This is a genomic window from Serratia sp. CY38905, from assembly GCF_052168875.1.
In the GTDB taxonomy this organism is placed as follows: Bacteria; Pseudomonadota; Gammaproteobacteria; order Enterobacterales; family Enterobacteriaceae; genus Serratia; species Serratia sarumanii.
This window is the reverse complement of the sequence record NZ_JBJNLV010000002.1, coordinates 410,043-431,874: the sequence shown is the minus strand read 5'-3', so window position 1 is coordinate 431,874 and position 21,832 is coordinate 410,043. Positions and strand designations below refer to the sequence as shown.

Here is a 21,832-nt window from a genome sequence, read left to right as displayed (position 1 = left end):
ACAGGCGGGCACACTAATATAATTGAGAATCATTTTCAATAAACGAACCGTCAACGCCGGGTTAGCCCTGTTCAATCAGCATCACGGCGGTGGTCTCCGGCTCCAGCGCTTCGAAAACGTGCTCGCGATCGGCGGAATAGCTGATGTAATCGCCGGCGCTCAGCTCCTGCGGCTGGTCTGCCGGCCCCAGGCGCGCGCGCCCGCTGCTGATAATCACATGCTCGACGGTGCCGGGAGGATGCGGCCGGGAAAGCTTGGCTTCTCCGGGCTGCACCCGCAGCCGGTAAATGTCGCGCTGCGCCCCCGGCGGGCAGGTGGCCAGCAGCGTGGCGGCGTAGTTGCCCTGCTCCGACAGTGCCGGCGTTCCCTCATGGGCGCGGATCACCTGCACCTGCCTGCTCGGCTGTGAAATCAGCCGGCTGACCGGCACATCCAGCGCCATCGCCAGCGCCCATAGCGTTTCCAGGCTGGGATTGCCGCTGCCGGCTTCCAACTGCGACAGCGTGGACTTGGCGATGCCCGCGCGCTTCGCCAGTTCGGTGACGGACAGGTTCACTCGCTCCCGCTCGCGGCGGATCGCCGCCGACAAGAGGCCGATCGGCGTGATGTTCTGCATTAGGCTATCGCTCATTGTTCGCTATACCATCCAATTGTTCGACTTGACGAACACTCGTATTCATGTTCATCATAATGTTCGATTGTTCATTTTAATGATTGCACCGCTTTGCCGCAAGTGCGGGCAGGCAACGAGGGAAACCACATGAAAACGAAAACGCGCGGCGCAGTGCAAATGATCCTCGCCATGACCATCTCCGGCACCGTGGGGTGGCCGGTGCTCGTTTTAGGGCAGCCGCCCGCGACGGTGGTGTTTTGGCGCTGCGCGTTCGGCGCGCTGGCCATGCTGGCGACCTGCGCCGCACTCGGTCAGCTGAAATCAGGTGCGATCAACCGGCGCCAGCTGAGCTTCGCCATTCTGGGGGGGATCGCCCTGGTGCTCAACTGGACGCTGCTGTTTGCCGCCTATGCGCATGCCTCGATCGCGGTCGCCACCGTTACCTACCACGTTCAGCCGTTCATGTTGGTGGCGCTGGGGGCGCTGCTGTTCGGCGAAAAGCTGACGGCTAATCGGCTGGGCTGGCTTCTGCTGGCGTTCGCGGGAATGGTGTTGATCGTCACCGCCCGGCAAAACGGCGGCGGCGGCGATGACTATCTGCTCGGCGTGGCGCTGGCGCTGGGCGCGGCCCTGATGTACGCCATTGCGGCGGCGATCGTCAAACAGCTGGCCGCGCTGCAGCCGCAGCTGATCGTGTTGATTCAGCTGACCGTCGGCGCGCTGGTGATGGCGCCGTTCGCCGGCCTGGCCACGCCGCCTGCGGCCCCGATCGACTGGCTGCTGCTGGCGACCCTCGGCCTGGTGCATACCGGCTTGATGTCCACGCTGCTGTACGGCGCCATTCAGAAGATCCCCACCTCTCTGGTCGGCGCCCTGTCGTTCATCTACCCGGCGGTGGCGATCGTGGTGGACTGGGCCGCGTTCGGCCACCGCCTCAGCCTGCTGCAGCTACTGGGCACGCTGGCGATCCTGGGCGCCGCAGCGGGCATGAACTTCGGCTGGCGGCTCTCGCCGGTCGCCCGGCGGGCTGATAAAACCGGTTAATCCCGTCCGGCGGGCAAGCTATGCACAATAAGGCATTCGTCTTGCGCCCGGCGCGGTGTTATTTATTTACACCGTGTAGGGTAGAAGGAGTTGGCCATGTGGCATCACCGCCTGCAACGGCGCATCCGTTTCAGCTACTGGAACGAACTGTGCGTCGCAAAAAAATAAGGGAAGGCGCAAGCCTTCCCTTTTGTCATTCACCGCCCAGCTCAGAAACGATCGGTTTTCACCACCTCGTCGAACGGCAGTTTGCCGATGCGCGGATAAGGCTGCCCCGCCGCCTTGCCGATGGCGACCATCAGCGCGATCTGATAGTGCGCCGGTTTGTTGATGATCTCGCCCACGGCGTCGAAATCAAACCCGTCCATCGGGCAAGAGTCGTAGCCCTGCGCCTTGGCCGCCAGCATCAGCGTCTGGGCGAAGATACCGCTGCTGCGCATCACTTCGTCGCGCTGCACCTGCGGCTTACCGCGATAATACTGATCGACGGCCGGGATCATGAACTGCTGTACCGGCTCCGCCGCCTCGGCCCAGACGTTTTTTACCTGTGACTCCCAGCTCGACAGATCGCCGCACAGCACGACCAGCATCGACGCGTCGGTGACCTGTGCCTGCCCCCACGCCGCTTCGCGAATTTTCTCGCGCTGGGCGCGATCTTCGATCAACAGCGGGCGCCAGTGCTGCAGGTTAAAAGCGCTGGGTGCGCCCTGCAGCGCGATAGTCAGCAACGCTTTTTTCTCTTCGAGCGTCATCACGTGCTGCGCATCAAACTGTTTGGTGGCGCGGCGCTGGCGGATTGCGTCTAACGTATTCATTTTACTGCCCCTGTCCATGTGAAAGATCCTATTGTCGCCAACGCGACGCGGCTGTCCAGCCCCCGACGGCTATTTCTGCGCGGTTTCGGCGCGCAAACGGCTGACCTGCGCGGTCAGATCGGGCCACGGCGCCTGACCGGCGTAGTGCTGCCGTAGATAGTTGAGCAGGATGGCGATCTGCGCGTCATCCAGGTTATGGCGGAAGCCCGGCATATAGCCCAGTTCGGCGTTCGCCGGCCGCTGTATGCCATCCAGCACCACGCGAATGGCGTTGTCCGGCGCCTCGGCGAACAGGTTGGTGTTCAGCGCCAGAGAAGGCCGCACCCCCGCCATCTGCGCGCCCTTTTCCTGCGCATGACAAGCCATGCAGGCGCCGGAAAACAGCCGCGCGCCTTGCGAGCTCAGGGGCTCGACCTGCCGCTCCGCCTTAGCGTTCAACGTGGCCGCCGTCGCGCCCGCCGCCGTTTCAGGATGATAGCTGCGCAGATAGACGGCTATCGCCTGCAGATCGGCCTGCGGCAAGCGGGATAACCCTTCTTCGATCACCGGCGCCATTGGGCCGGCGGCCACGCCGTGGTTGGCCGAGTAGCCGGTACGCATGAAATCGACCAGATCCTGCTGCGTCCAATCGAGCGGCGCGGGCGAGCGGCCGGTCAACGCCGGCGCCGTCCAGCCTTCCGCCACGCCGCCGGCCAGGTGGTCGCCACCGGTTTTCTCGCCGAACAGCACGTTGCGCGGCGAGTGGCAGGCGCTGCAGTGCCCCAGCCCTTCGGCCAGATAAGCGCCGCGGTTCCAGGCGGCGCTTTGGGCCGGGTTTTCCTGCATCGCGCCCGGCGTCAGGAACAGCAGGTTCCAGGCGAAGATGCCCTGGCGGATATTGAACGGAAAGTGCAGATCGGTGGCCGGCGGCCGATAGTTGACCGGCGGTTGCGACATCAGGTAGGCGTACAGCGCCTGCAGATCGTCGTCACTCGTGCGGGTAAAGGCGGTATAGGGAAACGCCGGATAAAGGTAGCGGCCCTGGCGATCGACGCCGTGGCGCATGGCGCGTTCAAACGCCGCGTAACTCCAGCTGCCGATGCCGGTTTCCACGTCCGGCGTGATGTTGGTGGTGTAAATGGTGCCGAAGGGGATCGCCATCGCCAGCCCTCCGGCGTTGCGCTCGCCGCCCGAACGGGTGTGGCACACCGCGCAATCGCCGAGATCGGCCAGCGTTTTGCCGCGCGCAATCTGCGCCTCGCTGAAACGGTGCGTCGCGTCGGCGGCGAGCGGCGCGATTTCCGGTTGCCAGCTGGCGACAACGCCGGCCACCACCACGGCGAGCACCGTAACCCCGCCCCACCCGGCGATCTTTTTCATCTTACTCATCTTTGCTGTCCTTGTTCGTGATGGGGATTAATGGCCGGCCTGGGCGCGCAGCGCGGCAAGCACCCGCGCCGGCGTAAACGGCACCTCGCGCAGCCGCACGCCGAGCGCGTCAAACAGCGCGTTGCCGATCGCCGCCGCGCTCGGCACCGAGGCGGATTCTCCGGCGCCCATCGGCGCTTCCTCCGGGCGATCGATCAGCTGGATATCGATCTGAGGCAGCTCGTCGAAACGCAGGATCGGATAGCCGCCCCAGTCCAATGACGTCACCCCCGTCTTGTTGAAGGTCACGAACTCTTTCAGCACCCGGCTGGCGGACTGGATGACGTTGCCGTGCACCTGATGGCGCACCCCGGCCGGGTTGATCATGCGGCCGCAGTCATGCGCCACGAAGATTTTATCGAGCGTGATCTGCCCGGAGCGGCGGTTGACGCTGAGATCGCACACCCAGGCCGCCCAGGCGGCGCCGAAGCCGGGGAATTTGCTGTGAAAATAGCGCGCATAGGCGAAGCCGCGGCCGCTCACCACTTCGGCGCCGGCGGCGCGCGAGCGATGCGCCGGGCCGTCTTGCCAGTTCGCCTGCCGTTTCAGGGCTTCAATCAAGGCCACCGCGCGCGGATCGTTCAGATAGCGCAAACGAAACGCGATCGGATCCTCGCCGGCGCGCCAGGCCAGCTCGTCGATCCAGGACTCATGGGCGAACACGTTGGGCAGCGCCGAAACGCCGCGCATCCACGAAGCCCGCACGATCGGCGCGGCGTCCTGGCAGATCACCCGCATGTGCGGATACTCGTATTGCGGAATGGCGGTGCGATCGCCCATCTGCTGCACGTCGGCCCGGTTGGCCACTTTGCCGGTCAGCACCAGCGGCAAGGTCACGGCATTATTGGAGGGATAGCTGGTTTTCAATTCGTAGGCCGCCACCCGGTTTTGCGCGTCGAGGCCACCGCGCACCCGAATCAGCTGGCCGGTGCCCTTCGGCTCCCAGCCGGATTCCTGTTCGCGCATCAGCTGCACGCGCACCGGCCGGCCGGTGGCCCGCGCCAGCAGCGCCGCATCCGCCGAGACGTCGTCGGCGCAGTTGCGGCCATAGCAGCCGGAGGCCTCCATGTGGGTGATGTGCACCTGCCCAGGCGGCAGCTCGAGCAGCCTGGCGATGTCTTTGCGCAGATCGTGCGGGTTTTGCGTGCCGGACCACACCTGCGCCCGCCCGTCTTTGACTTCCGCCACCGCGCAGGAAGGGCCGATCGAGGCGTGCTGATGGTAAGGCCAGACATAGTCGGCCTGCACTTCGGTATGCAGCAATGCCAGCGCGGCGTCAGTGCCCGCGTCGTCGCGCAGCACGCGGTCGGTTTTCGGATTGGCCTCCAGCGCGGCGGGCAGCGCTGGAGGCGACAGATCCGGCAACCCGGCCCAGGGTTTCCATTCGGTTTTCAGTTGGCGCATGGCGGCGATCGCCTGCTCCTCGCGCTCGGCCACGATGCCGATGAAATCGTTGATCACCACCAGTTTCACGATGCCCGGCAGGTTCGCGATCGAGCTTTCATCCACCGACAGCAGGCCGCCGCCCAACGGCGCGCTGCTGTCGGCGCCTACGTATGGCGGGCGCACCACGCGGCCATGCAGCATGCCGGGCAAGCGCAGGTCGTGGACGTAGGTCAGCCCACCGCTGACCTTGGCCGGAATATCGACCCGGGGCACGGCGCGGCCCACATAGTGGTTCTGCCGTTCGCTGTTCAACTGCACGTTTTTATCCAGCATCACGTGCAGATTTTGTCCACTCGCCAGCTGCGCATAGCTCAGCGATCGCCCTGGGTTCCTGGTCACAAATACCTGCCCCGCCGCCGCCGTCAGCTGTTCGGCCGGCAGTTCGAAGGCTTTGGCCGCCAGCGCCGTCAGCAGGTGCCGCACCTGCGCCGCCGCCTGCCGCAGCGGCACTGAGGTCACCTGAAGGGTGGCGCTGGCGATGGTCGGCCCCTGATCCGGCGTGCGTTGCGTATCGCCAAGGATCATCGTGACGTGATCAAACGGCACGCAAATTTCATCGGCGACGATCTGCGCCAGCGCGGTGCGAATGCCGGTGCCCAGATCGACGTGGCCGTTGAACGCCGTCACCCGGCCGTCGGCGCTGAGGCTGATAAAGCTGTCCACCCGATCCAGCGGCAGATCGGCGGGCGATGCAACCGACTCGGCGGCGAAGGCGCTCAATGGCGCAGGCAGCAGGCTGCTGACCATCACCACACCGCCGGCCTGCAGCAGCTGGCGGCGGGTCAGTTCGAGGCGGCTCATGCTTGCCTCCGCGCGGCCAGCAGATCGCGGGCGCGCTCGGCGGCGTGCAAGATCTCGATATGCGTGCCGCAGCGGCACAGGTTGTAGGCCAGCTCTTTCTTGATGGTTTGTTCGTCGGCCTGCGGCTCCCGTTCGAACAGCGCGACCAGCGTCATGATCATGCCGTTGGCGCAGTAACCGCACTGCGCCGCCTGCTCATCAATAAACCCTTGCTGTACCGGATGCGGCGCTTCCGCGCTGCCCAGGCCTTCCAACGTGGTGACGGACTTGTTTCCTACGGCGGACAGCGGCATTGAGCAGGAGCGTGCGGCGACGCCGTCGATCAGCACCGTGCAGGCGCCGCACTCCCCCAGGCCGCAGCCGTATTTGGGGCCGTTCAATTGCAGATCGTTGCGTAAAACATACAGCAGCGGGGTCTCGGGTGAGATATCGCCGAGTGGAACCACCCGGCCATTAACATTGATTTCCATGGTGAAACTATCCCTTAAACAAACGGATTTAATCCGTAACATCACTGCGACGAATAATTGCTCAGCGTGCTAATAATTATCATCAAAAGACTTGATAATGTTAAGGGAATGTAGCCGTCATGGCTTTAACGAAAAGTGGGTATTTTCTATAAATTTCCTATAGATAAGCCCGGTTTTATGATTGCGCGCCGCGATTATTGGCGTTCGTCAACGCGGCCTCGGCGCCATAACTTTGCCGATCTTTCACTTTAGAAAGCAGAAACCGGCATTTTGCCGCCGGGATCCGCTGACTTATGCTAACCCGGTGTGATGAAACGCGTTTTCATGACATGTCTTCCGGAACGTTTTGCTTTATTTGTTCGTCGTGAACCCTGGGCCGCGCCTGACTGGTGCGGCTTTTCTTTTTGCCCGGCAGTGCCAGCGGCGGTGAATTTTGCTATGTTAAGCCGCAGATAAGCTTCCCGTTTTCAGCCGCCGGATCGACTCATGTTTACCCATAAAGCAATCGCCGAGCTCAACGCCCTGGAGCTGATGGTTTATAACTACGTCAGCAAACACAAGAATCAAGTGATGTACATGACCATCCGCGAGCTGGCCGAGGCCGCCGGCGTGTCCACCACCACCGTGCTGCGGTTTTGCAAGAAAATGGGCTGTGACGGCTATTCGGAATTTCGCATCCGTTTCAAGCTGTATCTCGAACAGAGCGATGCGCCGCCGGTCGATTCCGGCATCGGCGAAATCCTCAGCTTTTTTAAAAGCGTCAGCAACGATGAGTTTAATCAGCTGATCGATCAGGCGGTGCAGCATATCGCCGCCGCCGAGCGAATTATTTTCGTCGGCATCAGCACCTCAGGCGCATTGGGGAAATATGGCGCGCGTTTTTTTTCCAACGTCGGGAAATTCAGCACTCACATCGACGATCCTTATTATCCGGTCAACAGCGATATGTATAAAAACGCGGTGGCGATCGTGCTGTCGGTTACCGGCGAAACCGAAGAGATCCTGCGGCTGGCCAGCCAGTTCAGCCTGCACCACTGCAAGATCATCAGCATTACCAACAACGAAACCTCTTCCCTGGCGCGGCTGGCGGACTTCAACCTCTCCTACCACGTTCCGCAGCATTTGATCGGCGGGCATCACAATATCACCACGCAGATCCCCGTGCTTTACATTATTGAAACCATCGGCAAACGGCTTGGGCATATTAATTCGGCCAAATAAAACAGGCTGTTTTTTTATTGTGACAAATCACTTTCCACGGTGATTTGTTATATCGTGACATTTCTTTCGCTCTTGCTACTCTATTCTCAACGCAGCGTTATTACCCTTCATTAAATAAACCGATGAGACATTGACGATGAAACAGTTGCCGAAGGATTTTCTGTGGGGGGGCGCGGTCGCCGCGCACCAGGTTGAAGGCGGTTGGGATCGGGGCGGCAAAGGGCCCAGCATCGCCGACGTGCTGTCCGGCGGCTCGCACGGCGTGGATCGCGTGATGACCGACGGCGTGCTCGACGGCTATCGCTACCCCAACCACGAAGCGGTGGATTTCTACGGCCGCTATAAGCAGGACGTGGCGCTGTTCGCCGAGATGGGCTTCAAATGCTTCCGCACCTCCATCGCCTGGACGCGCATCTTCCCGAACGGCGACGAAGCGGCGCCGAACGAAGCCGGCCTGCAGTTTTACGACGACCTGTTCGACGAACTGCTGAAATACGGCATCCAGCCGGTGATCACCCTGTCCCACTTCGAAATGCCTTACCATCTGGTGAAGGCCTACGGCGGCTGGAAAAATCGCCGGGTGGTGGAATTCTTCGTGCGCTTCAGCGAGGTGGTGATGCGCCGCTACCGCGAAAAAGTGAAGTACTGGATGACCTTCAACGAGATCAATAACCAGAGCAACTACCGCTATCCGCTGTTCGGCTACTGCTGCTCCGGCGTGGATTACACCCGGGAAGACAACCCGGAACAGGCGCTGTATCAGGTGCTGCACCACCAGTTCGTCGCCAGCGCGCAGGTGGTCAAACTCGGCCATCAGATCAACCCGGAATTCAAGATCGGCTGCATGCTGGCCTGCGTGCCGTTCTACCCGTACTCCTGCAAGCCGGACGACGTGATGTACGCCGTCGAGGCGATGCACCAACGCTATCTGTATACCGACGTGCAGATGCGCGGCTACTACCCAAGCTACCTGCTGCGCGATTGGGAACGCAAAGGGCTGAAGATAGAGATGCAGCCGCAGGACGCGCAGATCCTGCGCGAGGGCTGCACCGACTACATCGGCTTCAGTTATTACATGAGCAACGCCCTGCAGGCTAACGCGGTGGACGGCAGCGACGGCATGTTCGGCTTCCCGGGCAACGTGCCAAACCCGCACGTTAAAGCCTCCGACTGGGGCTGGCAGATCGATCCGGTCGGGCTGCGCTATTCGCTGAACGTGCTGTATGAGCGCTATCAGAAGCCGCTGTTTATCGTGGAGAACGGCTTCGGCGCCTTCGACAAGGTGGAAGCGGACGGTCAGATCAACGATGACTACCGCATCGACTATCTGCGCGCCCATATCGAAGAGATGAAGAAAGCGGTGATTGAAGACGGCGTAGACCTGATCGGCTACACGCCGTGGGGCTGCATCGACTGCGTGTCGTTCACCACCGGCGAGTACAGCAAACGCTACGGCTTCATCTACGTCGACAAACACGACGACGGCACCGGCACGCTCGAGCGCTCACGCAAGAAGAGCTTCGACTGGTACCGCCGGGTGATCGCCAGCAACGGCGAACAGCTGTAACCGCACGCAGGCAATCAGGTGGCCCTGCTCGCCGCACGCCGCCCATGCCTCACGGCATGGGCATTTTCGCTTATAGTGCCGGGAATGGCGCCCCGACATAATTCTCCGCCAGCATCGTCATGGCGCTGCGCGATTTCACCGTGTACTGCAATTCTGACAGTTGCAGCCGATGCTCGAAAGGCGTGTCGTCCCGACGGGTATGCAGCATGTGGGTCATCCACCAGGAAAAATGCTCTGCGCGCCAGACCCGCTGCAAGGCGGTGTCGCTGTACTCGTCCAGCCGTTGCCAGTCGCCTCGCCGGTAAAACGTTTCCAGCGCCTGGGACAACAGGCAGACATCGGCCATCGCCAGATTCAGCCCTTTGGCGCCGGTCGGCGGCACGATATGCGCCGCGTCGCCCGCCAGCAGCAGGCGTCTGTAGCGCATCGGTTCTGTAACGAAGCTGCGCATGCCGACCACGTTTTTCTGGAAGATACGGCCCTTTTTCAGCGCCCAGCCTTCATGGTTTTCCAGCCGCTGTTCCAGTTCGTGCCAGATGCGGTCGTCCGACCATTGATCGACCTGTTCCGCCGGATCGCACTGAAAATACATGCGCTGTACGCCGGCCGAACGGGTGCTGATCAGCGCAAAGCCGCGCGGATGGCAGGCGTAGATCAGCTCATCGCTGGAGGGCGGCGCTTCGACCAGAATGCCGAACCAGCCGAACGGATAGATGCGGGTGTAATCCTGCCGCAGCCCGCCGGGCATCGCCGCGCGGCTGATGCCGTGGAATCCGTCGCATCCGATGACGAAGTCGCAGCGGAGCCGGCGCGGCTGGTCTGCGTGACGGTAGTGAACCTCGGGCTGCGCGCTGTCCAGCGCCTTCAATTCAACCTGCTCCACCTCGAAAAACAGTTGCCCCTGCGCCGCCACACGCGCGGCGATCAGATCTTTCAAGACTTCGTGCTGGGCATAAACGGTGACGGCGCGGTCGGTCAATCCCGCCAGATCGATGCGGTGCTGACGGCCACCGAATGCCAGCCGGATGCCTTGATGCCGCGCCCCTTCCCGCCGCATCCGCTCTCCCAATCCGACCTGGTTGAGCAGATCGACCGTTCCTTGTTCGAGCACCCCGGCGCGAATGGTCGATTCCACCGCCGCCCGGCTGCGCGTTTCCAACACCACCGATTCCACGCCATGCAGATGCAGCAGATGAGACAACATCAAGCCGGCCGGTCCGGCGCCGATTATCGCAACCTGTGTGCGCATAGTATTATTCCCTCACAGCATTTTTATTGAGCGGCGCCGGCAGCGCCGGGTAGCCGGAAAGGTGCTTGGCGATCAACGCCAGCGCCGCGATCAGCGCCGGGATGGCCAGCAGTGTGAATATGGTGCTGAACGACAGCTGCATCTGCATCAGCGCACCACCGCTCATCGCCCCCAGAATGCCGCCAAAACGCCCAAGACCGAGCATCCATGCCACGCCGGTCGCCCGGCTCTGGGTGGGATAAAATCCGGCTGCCAGGGCCGGCATGGATGACTGCGCGCCGTTCATGCAGGTGCCGGCGATGAACACCGTGATCGCCATCAGCGGCGGGTAGCTATAGACAAAGCCGATGATGCCGACGAACAGGCCGGTGAGCAAATAGCCGACGGCCACCACCTTGTGCGGGTTCATGCGATCCATCAACCAACCGATAATCAATACGCCAAGCCCCCCGCCGAGCGGAAACAGCGCGGTGATCAGCGACGCCTGCGTGACGGAAGCGCCGGTTTCACGGATCAACAGGGGCAGCCAACTGGTCAGCAGATAGAAAATCATCAACCCCATAAAGTAAGTCAGGCACAGCATCAAGGTGCCCAGCAGATAGCGACGGGAAAAAATCATCCCCAGCGGCGAGGCCGCCTTTATCTGCCCCTCTTCCTGCAACATGAAATGCGGCGTCTTTGGGAGTGGCGCAATGCGCTTCAACACTTTGGCGATGCGTTCTGCGGCATAGCCGCGCGCAACCATAAAGCGCGCGGACTCGGGCAAGGCAGCGATCAAGACCAGCGCCAGCAGCAGCGGCATAACGCCACCCAGCACCATCACGCTCTGCCAGCCGAAATGCGGGATCAGCCAGGCGGAAGAAAAGCCGCCCAGCGATGAGCCGAGAGGAAAACCGCAAAACATCAGATTCACCATCAGAGCCCGGCAGCGCTGAGGCGCATATTCCGACATCAGCGTGGCGGCATTGGGCATGGCCGCCCCCAATCCCAGCCCCGTCAGGAAACGCAACAGCGTCAGCGTCGACAGCGAGCCGGCGAAGGCGGTCAGCAGACTGAAGCCGCCGAACAGCAGCAGCGAGATCACCAGCACTTTCTTGCGCCCGATGCGATCCGCCAACGGCCCGGCGGCCAACGCGCCCACCGCCAGGCCGACCAAAGCAGCGCTCATCACAGGCCCCAGAGAGGTTTTTTCTATTCCCCATTCCTGCACCAGCGACGTGGCAATGAAACCGATAATGGCGGTATCGAAGCCGTCCAGCGCTACCGCCAAGAAACACAAAACCAGTATCAACCACTGGTAGCGAGAAAATGGCTGGTCATCGATAAACCCTCGGATTTCTACGTTGTTATCGTGTGGCATGGCTTGCTCCTCAGGGGGTGCGGCAACCCTCACCGCACAGAACAGCCGGCTGCGTACCGGCAAGAGGGTTAATTTGTGCGATTATCGGAACATAGTTCGTTAATCGACAATTAAATCAAACCACCCCACGGCAAATGCTTCAATATTGTTAAAACAATAAGCGTGCGATAAACGAACATCAGAGGACGGTAAATAAAATAATTTTATTTACTATTAATGGGATGGGGTTATTTTTGCCGTTACCACAGAATGAGGGTTTGTGATTCAATTAACATTTCAGAAACATTGCCACTGCCCTGTTTGGCGCTGACCATCGGCCTGAAGGCACAGACGCTTTTCGAACGGCGCTCGCCCCCTAAAAAGGGAGCGAGCGCAAGAAACGCCCTTATTGACTCAGAGACGCCTGCCCGGCGGCGAGGTACTTCGCCATTTCCGCCGGCGGCACCATGCCGCCACCGGTCGCCCACACCAGGTGCGTCGCCTGCGCCAGGCTCTCTGTGCTGATGCCTTGCTCGCTGAGCTGCCGCGCCTGGGCCGCAACGCGCCACGGCCCGGCCATGCCGGCCAGCGCGGACGGCTCCAGCTGGATATGCTCGTGCTTGTCCAACAGCCCGAGCAGCGCAAACATCTCTTCGTCGCTCAGGGTGTAGAATGCGCTTAACAGGCGCTCCATCGCCCGGCCGACAAAGCCGGAGGCGCGTCCCACCGCCAGCCCGTCCGCCGCGGTGCGGTTATCGATGCCAAGATCCTGCACCGCAATGCCGTCGTGCAGCCCGCTGTAAACGCCGAGCAACATGCAGGGCGAATGGGTCGGCTCGGCGAAAACGCAGTGAACATGGTCGCCGAAGGCCAGCTTGAGGCCAAACGCCACGCCGCCCGGCCCACCGCCGACGCCGCACGGCAGATACACGAACAGCGGATGCTGTGCGTCCACCACGATGCCCTGTTGGTCAAACTGCCGCTTCAGGCGGCCGCCGGCCACCGCGTAGCCGAGAAACAGGGTTTGCGAGTTTTCATCATCGATAAAGAAACAGCGCGGATCGCTCGCCGCCTGCTTGCGCCCCTGCTCGACCGCCACACCGTAATCTTCGGCGTACTCCACCACCGTGACGCCGTTGTCGCGCAGCTTTTGCTTCTTCCACGCCCGCGCATCCGCCGACATGTGGACGCTGACGTCAAACCCCAGTCGGGCGCTGATGATGCCGATAGAGAGCCCCAGGTTGCCGGTCGAACCGACGGCGATGCGGTACTGGCGGAAGAACTGGCGAAACTCGTCGGAAAACAGCCGGGCGTAGTCGTCGCCGATCTGCAGCAGCCCCGCCTCCAGCGCCAGCGTCTCCGCATGCGTCAGCACCTCGTAAATGCCGCCGCGCGCCTTGATTGAGCCGGAGATCGGCAGATGGCTGTCCTTTTTCAGCAGCAGCTTCCCGCCAAGCCGCAGCCCATAGCGCAGGTCCAACGCCTGCTGCATGGCGGGGATCGCCACCAGCTCGGATTCGATGATCCCCTTTGTCGGCCGGGTTTCCGGGAAGGCCACGGCGAGATAAGGCGCAAAGCGCGCCAGGCGTTGCTCCGCGGCGGCGACGTCGGCGGCGGTCAGGCCGACATGGGGCAAGCCTGCGGCCAGCGTTGTCGCGCGCGGATTGAACCAGGTGATAGGCTCGAGGGCGACCATTCGTTGCAACAGCGGGTGCTGCGCAACCCACGGTTGAATCTGTGATTTTTGCATAAGTGTCCCTGACTGATTTGGCGTTGCCGTCACCATGCCGCGAACGCCGGCGGCTGACAAATGATAAATACTGAGCTTGAGATGCAACAGATTGATGCAAGCGCGGCGCTACCCGGCCGCGACGCCAAACCAGATCAGAATACCCGCCACGCCCGGCAAAATCGGCGCACCGCCGGTTTTCGCGGCGATGCCGCCGGGAATGCCGAGGGAAACCAGCGCCGATGCGTTAAGTGCTGCGCTCTCGATGCATCTTTTATCCGCTAACCCCGCGCCGCCGCTTCCAGGCCGGCGATGTCGATTTTGCCCATCAGCAGCATCGCTTCCGTGACCCGCCGCACGCGGGCGGCGTCAGGATCGTTCATCAGTTCGGTCAGGCGCCGCGGCACGATCTGCCAGCACAACCCCCAGCGATCGCGCAGCCAGCCGCACTGCTCCGCCTCGCCGCCCACGCACAACGCGTCCCACAGCCGGTCGACCTCCGCCTGATCGTCGCATTCCACCATCACGGAGAAGCTGTGGTTGAACGGATCCAACGGCCCGGCTTCGATCGCCGCATAGCGCTGGTCGCCCAGGGTGAAGGAAGCCAGCTTCACGCTGCCGGCCGGGCCGCTCGGCGTATCCGCCGGCAGATCGGAAAACCAGTTCACGGACGAACCGGGGATCAGCGCGACATAGCAATTCAGCGCCGCCTCCATGTCTTTTTCAAACCACAGATGTTGCGTAATTCTGGCCATCTGCGCCTCCTTCAGGTATCGAGGATCGGCGCGAACCCGCCAAAGATCATGCGCTTGCCGTCAAACGGCATCTCGCCCAGCGCCTTCATGCGCGGATCGTTCATCATTTTCTCGTTGGCGGCGTCGCGCACCGCCTTGGAGGGGTACTCTATCCAGCTGAACACCACCACTTCGCCTTCCTGCGCCTTCACCGCGCCGCGAAAGTCGGTAAGTTTGCCGTCGGGCACATCATCGCCCCAGCACTCCACGACGCGCGTGGCGCCAAACTCTTTAAACAGCGGCGCCGCTGCGGCCGCCAACCGGTGATATGCCTCCTTATTGGCGGCCGGCACCGCCACCACAAACCCATCTACGTATTTCATTCTGATATCCTCTTGTCTGATTAAGGACAGTCGGTTCAGCGCGGGCAAAGTAGTCCGCGCCCCCTACCAGTTTAGACGGCGGGCGTGCGGCACGGATCGGAAGTTCAGCGGTCAGGATCGTTCGGCGGGCAAGATTCCGGCGTGGCGACCCGGTTACGGCCGGCGTTTTTCGCTTTGTATACCGCCAGATCCGCCAGTTTGAGCAGGTCGGCCAGGCTGTGGCCGGAACCGCCCGGGCAGGTTACCATGCCGATGCTGACGGTGATCTGCAGCGGATGGCCGGCCGGCATGGTGATCGATTCCGCCTCAATGCGTTGCCGCAGCCGTTCGGCCAGCTGCACCCCCTGCTGCGGCTGGCCGAGCGTCGAGACGATGGCGAACTCTTCCCCGCCCATGCGGCCGAACAGATCATCGACGCTCAGATCGGCGGCAATCGCACGGGTAAACGCCATCAGCGCCTGATCGCCACCGGCGTGGCCGAAACGATCATTGATCGATTTGAAGTAATCGATGTCGAGCATCATGACGCACACCAGCTCGCCTTTCTGGTCTATCACTCGCTCGCCGCGCTGCATAAACGCATTGCGCGTCAGCACGTGGGTCAACGCATCGTGACTCGCCACGTGCTCCAGCGTGCGCAACAGCGCGTTGCGCGCATAGTTCATGCTGGCGACGGCAATCGGCCCCAGCGCCAGCAGCGCGATGCCCAAACGCATCGATACCGTGTTCTGCAGCACCTTCATGTCGAGCGTGGTGCTCAGCAACCCGAAATCGATCGCCAGATGGCACCACAGCACATAAACCAGCACCGCGATCATGGTGCTGAACAGCGAAAAGGACATCGCCAGCCACAGCAGCACCGGCATGGGAAAGATCACCGCGCCGGGGCCGCCGATCAGCACGCTGCAGACCGCCGCCAGCGCCAGCAGCGCCAACACCGCCATTTTCCGCCCCGCCTGCGGCCATTGGCTGCGCTGCGTCAACATGGCGCAGGCCACGCGCAGGCGATAGCGCCAATCAGCGGGAAACACCAGAATAAACGGCATCAGCGTGACGTAGTTGGTGAATTCGGACGAGAACCACAGCGCCAGCGAGGTTAAATAGGGCCTGCCGAACAGCCACTGCGAGACTCCCGCGCCCACCACACCGGTCGCGGCGGCGGCGGCCAGGCAAATACCGAACAGGTACATGCTGGAGGCGCCGCGCTGCAGCATGCGAGCCGGCGGCGACAGCCGCATGAACAGCAGATACCCCACCACCACGCCGGTCAGATTGGCGGCGTTCAGCAGCAACGCCTTTTGCAGCGAGCTGCCGGTCAGCAGATCCGCCGCCAGATACCCCAGCACCGCCATGCCCCAGCCGGCGCGCGTAGCCCACTGCGGGCAGCGCACCAGAACCGCCAGCAGTACGGCGTTGACCGGCCAGAATACCGCCAAAAATCCGACGGGACGGCTGACGATGCCCAGCAGGCAAGCCGCGAACACCAACAAAAAGACGGTGAGTGCGGGCCAGATTTTCCGGGTATCGGACAACGAGGTGGTTTGCATCTTGGATCCAGAGACTTCTGCTGTGTAAGGTGACAATCTGTTCGTGTCACAACCGTCGACGATGAGGAGAAGATAAGCGGCCGACCAACCTATTATTGCCAGTTTTAGCGGCCCGAGCACCTGTTTATTCATCAAGGGAAAATATATTTGTGTATCAATGTATTGACGGCAGTTGCTCGTCTGGCGCAAAAACTGCTGAAGCAGCCACGCCCCAGCCGGCCTGACACCGGCAAAAACCGCCGTCTTGTTCCTAAAGATTGGGCGATGTGCGGAGACATTTATAGTTGGAAATATTTATCGATACCAAGAATAGTTCTTCTTAACACTCATTGAAGTCTACACCAGCGAGAAATCCATCAGCGCACGGTTGAACAACGCCGGCCGCAGCAGCGACGCGAAGTGACTGGCGCACGGCAGCGCCGCCAGACGCGCGCCGTCATAGTTGACACAGCCCTGCCTGGAAGCGGGTCAACTCGTCGTCAGTTCGCATCTTTTTCTCCTCATTCGCCGACGTTGTGCGCCAACAAGGCATCGAAGGATGTATAGATCGCACCGGCGAGCGGTGCCGTTCGCTTTCCCGACATATACTTAAGGGAGGAATCGCAATGGAGGACGGTGAGATGAAGAAGATTACTCTCGTGTTTTTGATGCTGATGCTGAGCGGGTGCATCGGCGGCGGTAGCGGCCCGTCGAATGCGCCTTCGGCCTCGCCGAATGAGCCTTATACCTGCACCAAATCCAGCGCCAACAGCGACTGTTCGCAATCGGTGGAGCCGTCGATGTACTAGCCGCATTCGGCGGGCCGTCGCTTAACGGCCCGCCGCCTCAGGGCTGAATTAGGAGGAGTGTTCCTCTTCGTTGGCCTGATATCGCGTCGCCTGCTGCTTCATAAACACCACTTCCTGCGGGCTGGACAGGCTGACACGCTGCGCGCGCAGCAGCTTGAGGATGTTGAACAGCAGTTCGCTCTTGGTCGCGCCAACCATGCGCGGGCTCGGCACATAGCCGGTCACGCTCAGGATAATGCCGTCCGGCCCCAGCTGGCTGAAGCGCACGTAAGGCGCCGGCGTTTCCAGGATGTTTTCGTATTCGTGGTAAGCGTTAAGCAGAATATTGCGCACCTGCTCCGGATCAATGTCGGTCGGGAACGTCAGCGCGATGGTCACCACCCCTTGCGCGTTGCCCATGGTGGCGTTGCGCACGTTCTGCGAGATCAGCTGCGAGTTCGGTACGATCATGGTGGAGCGGTCGCTGAGCTGGATTTCGGTGGCACGCACGTTGATGCGCCGCACGTCGCCTTCCACGCCGCCGATGCCGATCATATCCCCCACCTTCACCGGGCGCTCGGTCAGCAGGATCAGGCCGGAAATAAAGTTCTTCACGATCTCCTGCAAACCGAAACCGATGCCGACCGACAGGGCGCTGACGATCCACGCCAGGTTGCTCCACTGGATGCCCAGCGCCGCCAGGGTGATCAGTATCACCAGCACATAGCCGATATTGCTGAACAGCGTCACCAGCGAGGCGCGGATGCCGACGTCCGAGATGGTTTTCGGCAGCAGTTCAGATCCCAGCCAGCGCCGCACCGCGCGCAGAATATAGATGCCGATCGCCAGGCAGATCACGGCGTTGAGCAGGTTGCCGGGCACGATGTTGAAACGCTGCAAGCCTTCACCGGTCAGGATGGAGACGATTTTCTCCATCAGCGAACCCGGCGTGGTGCTGCCGAACGAGCCGTTGAACAGCGAGACAATCATCAATAGCAACAGCGAACATTTGGCCAGCGCGGTGGTGATGATCGCCATCTGCTCCAAATGGCGATCCTTGAAGCTGAGCGTTTTCTTCAGCATCTTGCCGCTGACGGTCTGCGGCGAAAACAGCGCGGCGCACAAATCGGTGGCGAACAGCACCATAAAATAGAACGCCATCAGCACCAGCACCACCCAGATCAGTTGGTAGGTCAGGAAGCGGGCGAAGGCGATGTAGCCGATAAGCAGGGAAAACAGGATCACCACCGAACAGACCAGGGTGACGAGGTGCACCAGCCCGCTGACCAGCGTGCGTTTTTCCAGGTGCGCGCCCTGCTGTTCCAGCCGGCGCCGAATGCGCTGGCCGCGCAGTGGCGCCGCCAGCAGCACCATGCCGATCAGCCCCGCCACCAGGCCGTTGCCGAAGATGGTGGTGGCCAATGAGGCGCTGACGACGTTGTTGATCAGCTCCACGGTGCCGAACGCCAACGCCAGGCCGGCCAGCAGCGGCGAGAAGTAACGCAGCCCGGCGGCCACCTCGTTATCCATGGAAGCCAAGCGCCACGACGGGCGATTCAGCGACAGCGCCGCACGCCCCAGCCCGGCGATCAGCGCGCAGAAAATCCCCAGACGGTTAAAGCCTTCGGCGAAGTCCTCCAGCATCACCGGCAGCGGCTGCACGCGAACAAAGACGTAATACAGCAGGTTCAGCGCGATAGAGGTGGTGATCACCGTCACCACCACGGTGACGAGCGCCATAAAGCTGCGGCGCAGACGCCCGTCCGGCAGGAAACGGATGCTGACCCAGGCGAGGAAACGCTCGGAGAAATAGCGCCCCCAGGACCAGACAATCACCGCCAGCGCCAACAACGCCAGCGTGCCGTAACGCCACTCGTCCTGCCAACTGGCATCCCAGGCCGCTTTCATCTCGGCGTTGAACTGATCCAGCCGCTGCACGTCATTTTCGGACGGCTGCAGCACCGGCGCCCAGAATTTGATGCCCAGAATGCTGCCGGTATTCAGCGCCAGCTGGGTTTTAAACGCCACCCGGCGCAGATCGCCGATCTGTTGCCCGAGTTCGAAGGCGCTGGTCTTGATGGCCTGAGCGCGTTTTACCGCATCGTCCAGCTGTTTCTTGCTGTTGTTCAGCGCGTTGCGCTGCTGGGCCACCGCCGGGGTTTCCGGCAGCGCGCCGGCAGCCGGGGCCGGCCCCAGGACGTCCAGCTGCGCTTTCAGTTTGTCCTGCTCGGGCTGCAGATCGGTGGCGAGCTTTTCCATGCTGGCGACCAGATCGTCGGTCGCCAGCCGCAGTTTGCTGAGCTGTGTATCGGTGGTCGCTTTGGAAACCAGCTGCTTCATGCTGTCCAACTGCTTTTGCGCGGCTTTCAGCTGCGTAGCGGGATCGGGCGCGCTTTCGGCGGCGGGATCATCCTGGGCGGCGGCGACGGCGCCGAACGGCGTCAGTTGCAAACCAAACAGCAATAACAACAACAGCAGGAACGGGCGAGGCTTTAACATAAATTCAGTGCTCAGCATCATTATCTGATAGACAGACGAACAGGCGGCGGATGAACCGTCGCTTAACCATAAACGCTAATTATAATAGCTGCTTAATGTCGGCCGAAATACAGTAATTATTCCCATTGTGTGCCACGCGCGCGCGCCCTCCTTAGCCTGCTGATTATTCAGGCGCTTTTACACTGGCGATACGGCACAAGGCGCTCTATACTCCAGCCACCGATTAACCTGCAACCAATAAAAGGAGACTTACTATGCTGACGTGTGAATTGTTTTTTCACTCACACTTCTTTGGTAATCGTCGCCGCTCAAGCATTACCGGTATCGTGCTGCGATAACCCAGCTTGAGCGAAGCTTACTAAAATCCAGGATCTTCCCTCCGGCTTACCGGGTTGTCGTCAGCGATGTTTGACGATAGGCATTGTCATGCCTGTAACTCTTGAGTAAGCAATGAGCACACTACTGTCTGCACAATCTGTCGGTTACGACAACGCGTTCGGCGTCCTGCTGAGCGAGATTTCCTTCACCCTGAAAAAAGGCGATCGCATCGGTTTGATCGGCGACAACGGCTGCGGCAAAAGCACCCTGCTGCAACTGCTCAGCGGCGCCCTGCCCATCCACAGCGGAACGGTGACATTGTCACAACAATGCCTGATGGCGCGCATCGAACAACACCTGCCGCCCGAGCTGCACGCCTGCACTCTGCTGGATGCGGTGCTGGCGCGGCTTCCGGCGAGCCAACACCTCAGCGAACGCTGGCGCTGTGAAGCGCTGCTCGCCGAGCTGGGGTTTGAACCGGCGAGCTGGACGTTGACCGCCGGCACCCTCAGCGGCGGCCAGCACACCCGCCTGCTGCTGGCGCGCGCGCTGATCCGTCAGCCCGATCTGCTGCTGCTCGACGAGCCCAGCAACCACCTGGATCTGCCCACGCTGCTGTGGCTGGAGCAGTTCTTGCGCAGCTGGAACGGCAGCTTCGTGCTGGTGTCGCACGATCGCTATCTGCTCGATCAGGTGACCAACTGTACCTGGATCCTGCGCGACAAAACGCTGCAGTTTTTCCGCTTGCCCTGCTCCGCCGCGCGTCAGGCGCTGGCGGAACAGGACGCTGCGGACGAGCACCGCCGTCGGGCCGAGCAAAAAGAGATAGACCGGGTGGAAAAAAGCGCCAAACGTCTGGCGACCTGGGGCAAGGTCTATGACAACGAAGATCTGGCGCGCAAAGCCAAGCAAATGGAAAAGCACGTCGATCGGTTGAAGGAAGAACAGACCACCCTGACCGCCGGCAGCCCGTGGCGGCTGCGACTGCAGGGAGAGGCGCTGGACGCCGATCGCCTGCTGGCGCTGCCGCAATGGGCCGTGCGCCCGGCGCCGGAGGCGCCGGTGCTGTTCAGCCTGGCACATCTGCGGGTGAAAAGCGGCGATCGCATCGCCATCGTCGGGCGCAACGGCTGCGGCAAATCGTCGCTGCTGCGCTTGCTGTGGCAGGCGTATCAGCAGCCCACGGAACGCCCGGCGCTCTTCCACCCGCGCGTGCGCATCGGCTATTACGATCAGAGCCTGCAACAGCTGCGCGATGAAGACACGTTGAGCGAAGCGCTGGCGCAGTTTGCGCCGCTGACCGAGGAACAGCGGAAAATGGCGCTGATCGGCGCCGGCTTCCCTTACCTGCGCCATCATCAGCAGATCCGTTCGCTGAGCGGCGGCGAGCGTTCGCGGCTGCTGTTCGTCGGCCTGACGCTGGCCAACCATTCGTTGCTGCTGCTGGACGAGCCCACCAACCACCTGGATATGGCGGGCAAAGAAGAGTTGGCGGAAACGCTGCGCCAGTTCGCCGGCGCCGTCATGTTGGTCACCCATGACCGGATGCTGATCGAACAAAGCTGCAACCGCTTTTGGCTGATCGACCAGCAAAAACTGGAGGAGTGGCACGATCTGGCGCCGGTGTATCAACGCCTGGCGGGCGAAGCGCCGGCGCTGCCGACGGCGGGCAAGACCAACGCAGACTGTCCGACGCCGCACGAGCGGCTGGAAGACGAAGAAGCGCTGTTGGCCGCGCTGTTGGCCCTCGAAAGCAAACTGGAGGACGACCTGGCGCGCAAGCCCAAGCACCAGAAACCGGCGCTGCAGGCGCGCTGGCGCCGCGAGATTGCCGACATCACCGCCCGGTTGAATCTGGGCTAACCCCACAGGCCGCCGAACGG

General features: G+C 61.7%; 18 protein-coding genes. 6 read left to right on the top strand and 12 right to left on the bottom strand.

Features of this window, described 5'->3' with window-relative positions; genetic code table 11:
- Positions 1-61 precede the first annotated feature (61 nt).
- Positions 62-631: a helix-turn-helix domain-containing protein gene (locus ACJ8MK_RS08800; protein WP_033634588.1), complete on the bottom strand. Its 570-nt coding sequence runs from the start codon at positions 629-631 to the stop codon at positions 62-64.
- 129 nt (positions 632-760) lie between these two features.
- Here ACJ8MK_RS08800 and ACJ8MK_RS08795 point away from each other — a divergent pair, with 129 nt between their 5' ends.
- Positions 761-1,657 carry a DMT family transporter gene (locus ACJ8MK_RS08795; RefSeq protein WP_308333325.1) on the top strand — a complete coding sequence of 299 codons (897 nt, stop codon included), beginning with the start codon at positions 761-763 and terminating at the stop codon, positions 1,655-1,657.
- Positions 1,658-1,866: 209 nt separating this feature from the next.
- Here ACJ8MK_RS08795 and ACJ8MK_RS08790 read toward each other — a convergent pair whose 3' ends face one another.
- From ACJ8MK_RS08790 to ACJ8MK_RS08775, 4 genes are all read right to left on the bottom strand, one after another.
- Positions 1,867-2,472 (bottom strand): nitroreductase family protein, encoded by a 606-nt coding sequence (locus tag ACJ8MK_RS08790; protein WP_033632999.1) that lies wholly within the window; start codon positions 2,470-2,472, stop codon positions 1,867-1,869.
- A gap of 69 nt (positions 2,473-2,541) precedes the next feature.
- A complete protein-coding gene (locus ACJ8MK_RS08785; RefSeq protein ID WP_308333327.1) occupies positions 2,542-3,840 on the bottom strand; it encodes a c-type cytochrome in 1,299 nt (432 codons plus the stop codon).
- 27 nt (positions 3,841-3,867) lie between these two features.
- On the bottom strand, positions 3,868-6,126 hold the full coding sequence (locus tag ACJ8MK_RS08780; RefSeq protein ID WP_442517659.1) for a molybdopterin cofactor-binding domain-containing protein: 2,259 nt from the start codon (positions 6,124-6,126) through the stop codon (positions 3,868-3,870).
- Positions 6,123-6,596, bottom strand: a complete 474-nt coding sequence (locus ACJ8MK_RS08775; protein ID WP_047567386.1) for a (2Fe-2S)-binding protein — start codon at positions 6,594-6,596, stop codon at positions 6,123-6,125. Before ACJ8MK_RS08775 ends, ACJ8MK_RS08780 begins: the two co-directional genes overlap by 4 nt.
- A gap of 486 nt (positions 6,597-7,082) precedes the next feature.
- On the opposite strand from ACJ8MK_RS08775, the gene ACJ8MK_RS08770 reads away from it, so the two are divergent.
- The gene (locus ACJ8MK_RS08770; RefSeq protein ID WP_033648369.1) at positions 7,083-7,817 is read left to right on the top strand and encodes a MurR/RpiR family transcriptional regulator; all 735 of its coding nucleotides are present in this window, start codon (positions 7,083-7,085) and stop codon (positions 7,815-7,817) included.
- Between the two features lie 130 nt (positions 7,818-7,947).
- Complete coding sequence (locus ACJ8MK_RS08765; RefSeq protein ID WP_101426945.1) at positions 7,948-9,384, top strand: 6-phospho-beta-glucosidase; 1,437 nt, start codon at positions 7,948-7,950, stop codon at positions 9,382-9,384.
- A gap of 70 nt (positions 9,385-9,454) precedes the next feature.
- On the opposite strand, the gene ACJ8MK_RS08760 is transcribed toward ACJ8MK_RS08765, so the two are convergent.
- The 3 genes from ACJ8MK_RS08760 to ACJ8MK_RS08750 all read right to left on the bottom strand — a co-directional run bounded on the left by ACJ8MK_RS08760 (position 9,455) and on the right by ACJ8MK_RS08750 (position 13,722).
- Positions 9,455-10,633: a 4-hydroxybenzoate 3-monooxygenase gene (locus tag ACJ8MK_RS08760; RefSeq protein ID WP_033653116.1), complete on the bottom strand. Its 1,179-nt coding sequence runs from the start codon at positions 10,631-10,633 to the stop codon at positions 9,455-9,457.
- A gap of 4 nt (positions 10,634-10,637) precedes the next feature.
- Positions 10,638-11,993, bottom strand: a complete 1,356-nt coding sequence (locus ACJ8MK_RS08755; protein ID WP_041035185.1) for an MFS transporter — start codon at positions 11,991-11,993, stop codon at positions 10,638-10,640.
- A 385-nt stretch (positions 11,994-12,378) separates the two neighbouring features.
- Entirely contained in the window at positions 12,379-13,722 is a 1,344-nt protein-coding gene (locus ACJ8MK_RS08750) for a D-serine ammonia-lyase (RefSeq protein ID WP_172904783.1), read from the bottom strand.
- Positions 13,723-13,803: 81 nt separating this feature from the next.
- Here ACJ8MK_RS08750 and ACJ8MK_RS08745 point away from each other — a divergent pair, with 81 nt between their 5' ends.
- Positions 13,804-13,986, top strand: a complete 183-nt coding sequence (locus ACJ8MK_RS08745; protein ID WP_154231753.1) for a hypothetical protein — start codon at positions 13,804-13,806, stop codon at positions 13,984-13,986.
- Here ACJ8MK_RS08745 and ACJ8MK_RS08740 read toward each other — a convergent pair.
- From ACJ8MK_RS08740 to ACJ8MK_RS08730, 3 genes are all read right to left on the bottom strand, one after another.
- Positions 13,983-14,456, bottom strand: a complete 474-nt coding sequence (locus ACJ8MK_RS08740; protein ID WP_033634598.1) for a VOC family protein — start codon at positions 14,454-14,456, stop codon at positions 13,983-13,985. The two genes, ACJ8MK_RS08745 and ACJ8MK_RS08740, sit on opposite strands and share 4 nt — an antisense overlap.
- 11 nt (positions 14,457-14,467) lie before the next feature.
- Positions 14,468-14,818 (bottom strand): DUF1428 domain-containing protein, encoded by a 351-nt coding sequence (locus ACJ8MK_RS08735; protein ID WP_033634599.1) that lies wholly within the window; start codon positions 14,816-14,818, stop codon positions 14,468-14,470.
- Positions 14,819-14,922: 104 nt separating this feature from the next.
- Positions 14,923-16,365 carry a GGDEF domain-containing protein gene (locus tag ACJ8MK_RS08730; protein ID WP_033648375.1) on the bottom strand — a complete coding sequence of 481 codons (1,443 nt, stop codon included), beginning with the start codon at positions 16,363-16,365 and terminating at the stop codon, positions 14,923-14,925.
- 620 nt (positions 16,366-16,985) lie between these two features.
- On the opposite strand from ACJ8MK_RS08730, the gene ACJ8MK_RS08725 reads away from it, so the two are divergent.
- Positions 16,986-17,153 carry a hypothetical protein gene (locus ACJ8MK_RS08725; RefSeq protein ID WP_226873088.1) on the top strand — a complete coding sequence of 56 codons (168 nt, stop codon included), beginning with the start codon at positions 16,986-16,988 and terminating at the stop codon, positions 17,151-17,153.
- A gap of 48 nt (positions 17,154-17,201) precedes the next feature.
- Here the strand turns inward: ACJ8MK_RS08725 and ACJ8MK_RS08720 are convergent, their stop codons facing one another.
- Entirely contained in the window at positions 17,202-19,631 is a 2,430-nt protein-coding gene (locus ACJ8MK_RS08720; RefSeq protein WP_060422313.1) for a DUF3772 domain-containing protein, read from the bottom strand.
- A gap of 450 nt (positions 19,632-20,081) precedes the next feature.
- Here ACJ8MK_RS08720 and ACJ8MK_RS08715 point away from each other — a divergent pair, with 450 nt between their 5' ends.
- Complete coding sequence (locus ACJ8MK_RS08715; protein ID WP_442517658.1) at positions 20,082-21,812, top strand: ABC-F family ATP-binding cassette domain-containing protein; 1,731 nt, start codon at positions 20,082-20,084, stop codon at positions 21,810-21,812.
- The last annotated feature ends 20 nt before the right edge of the window (positions 21,813-21,832 follow it).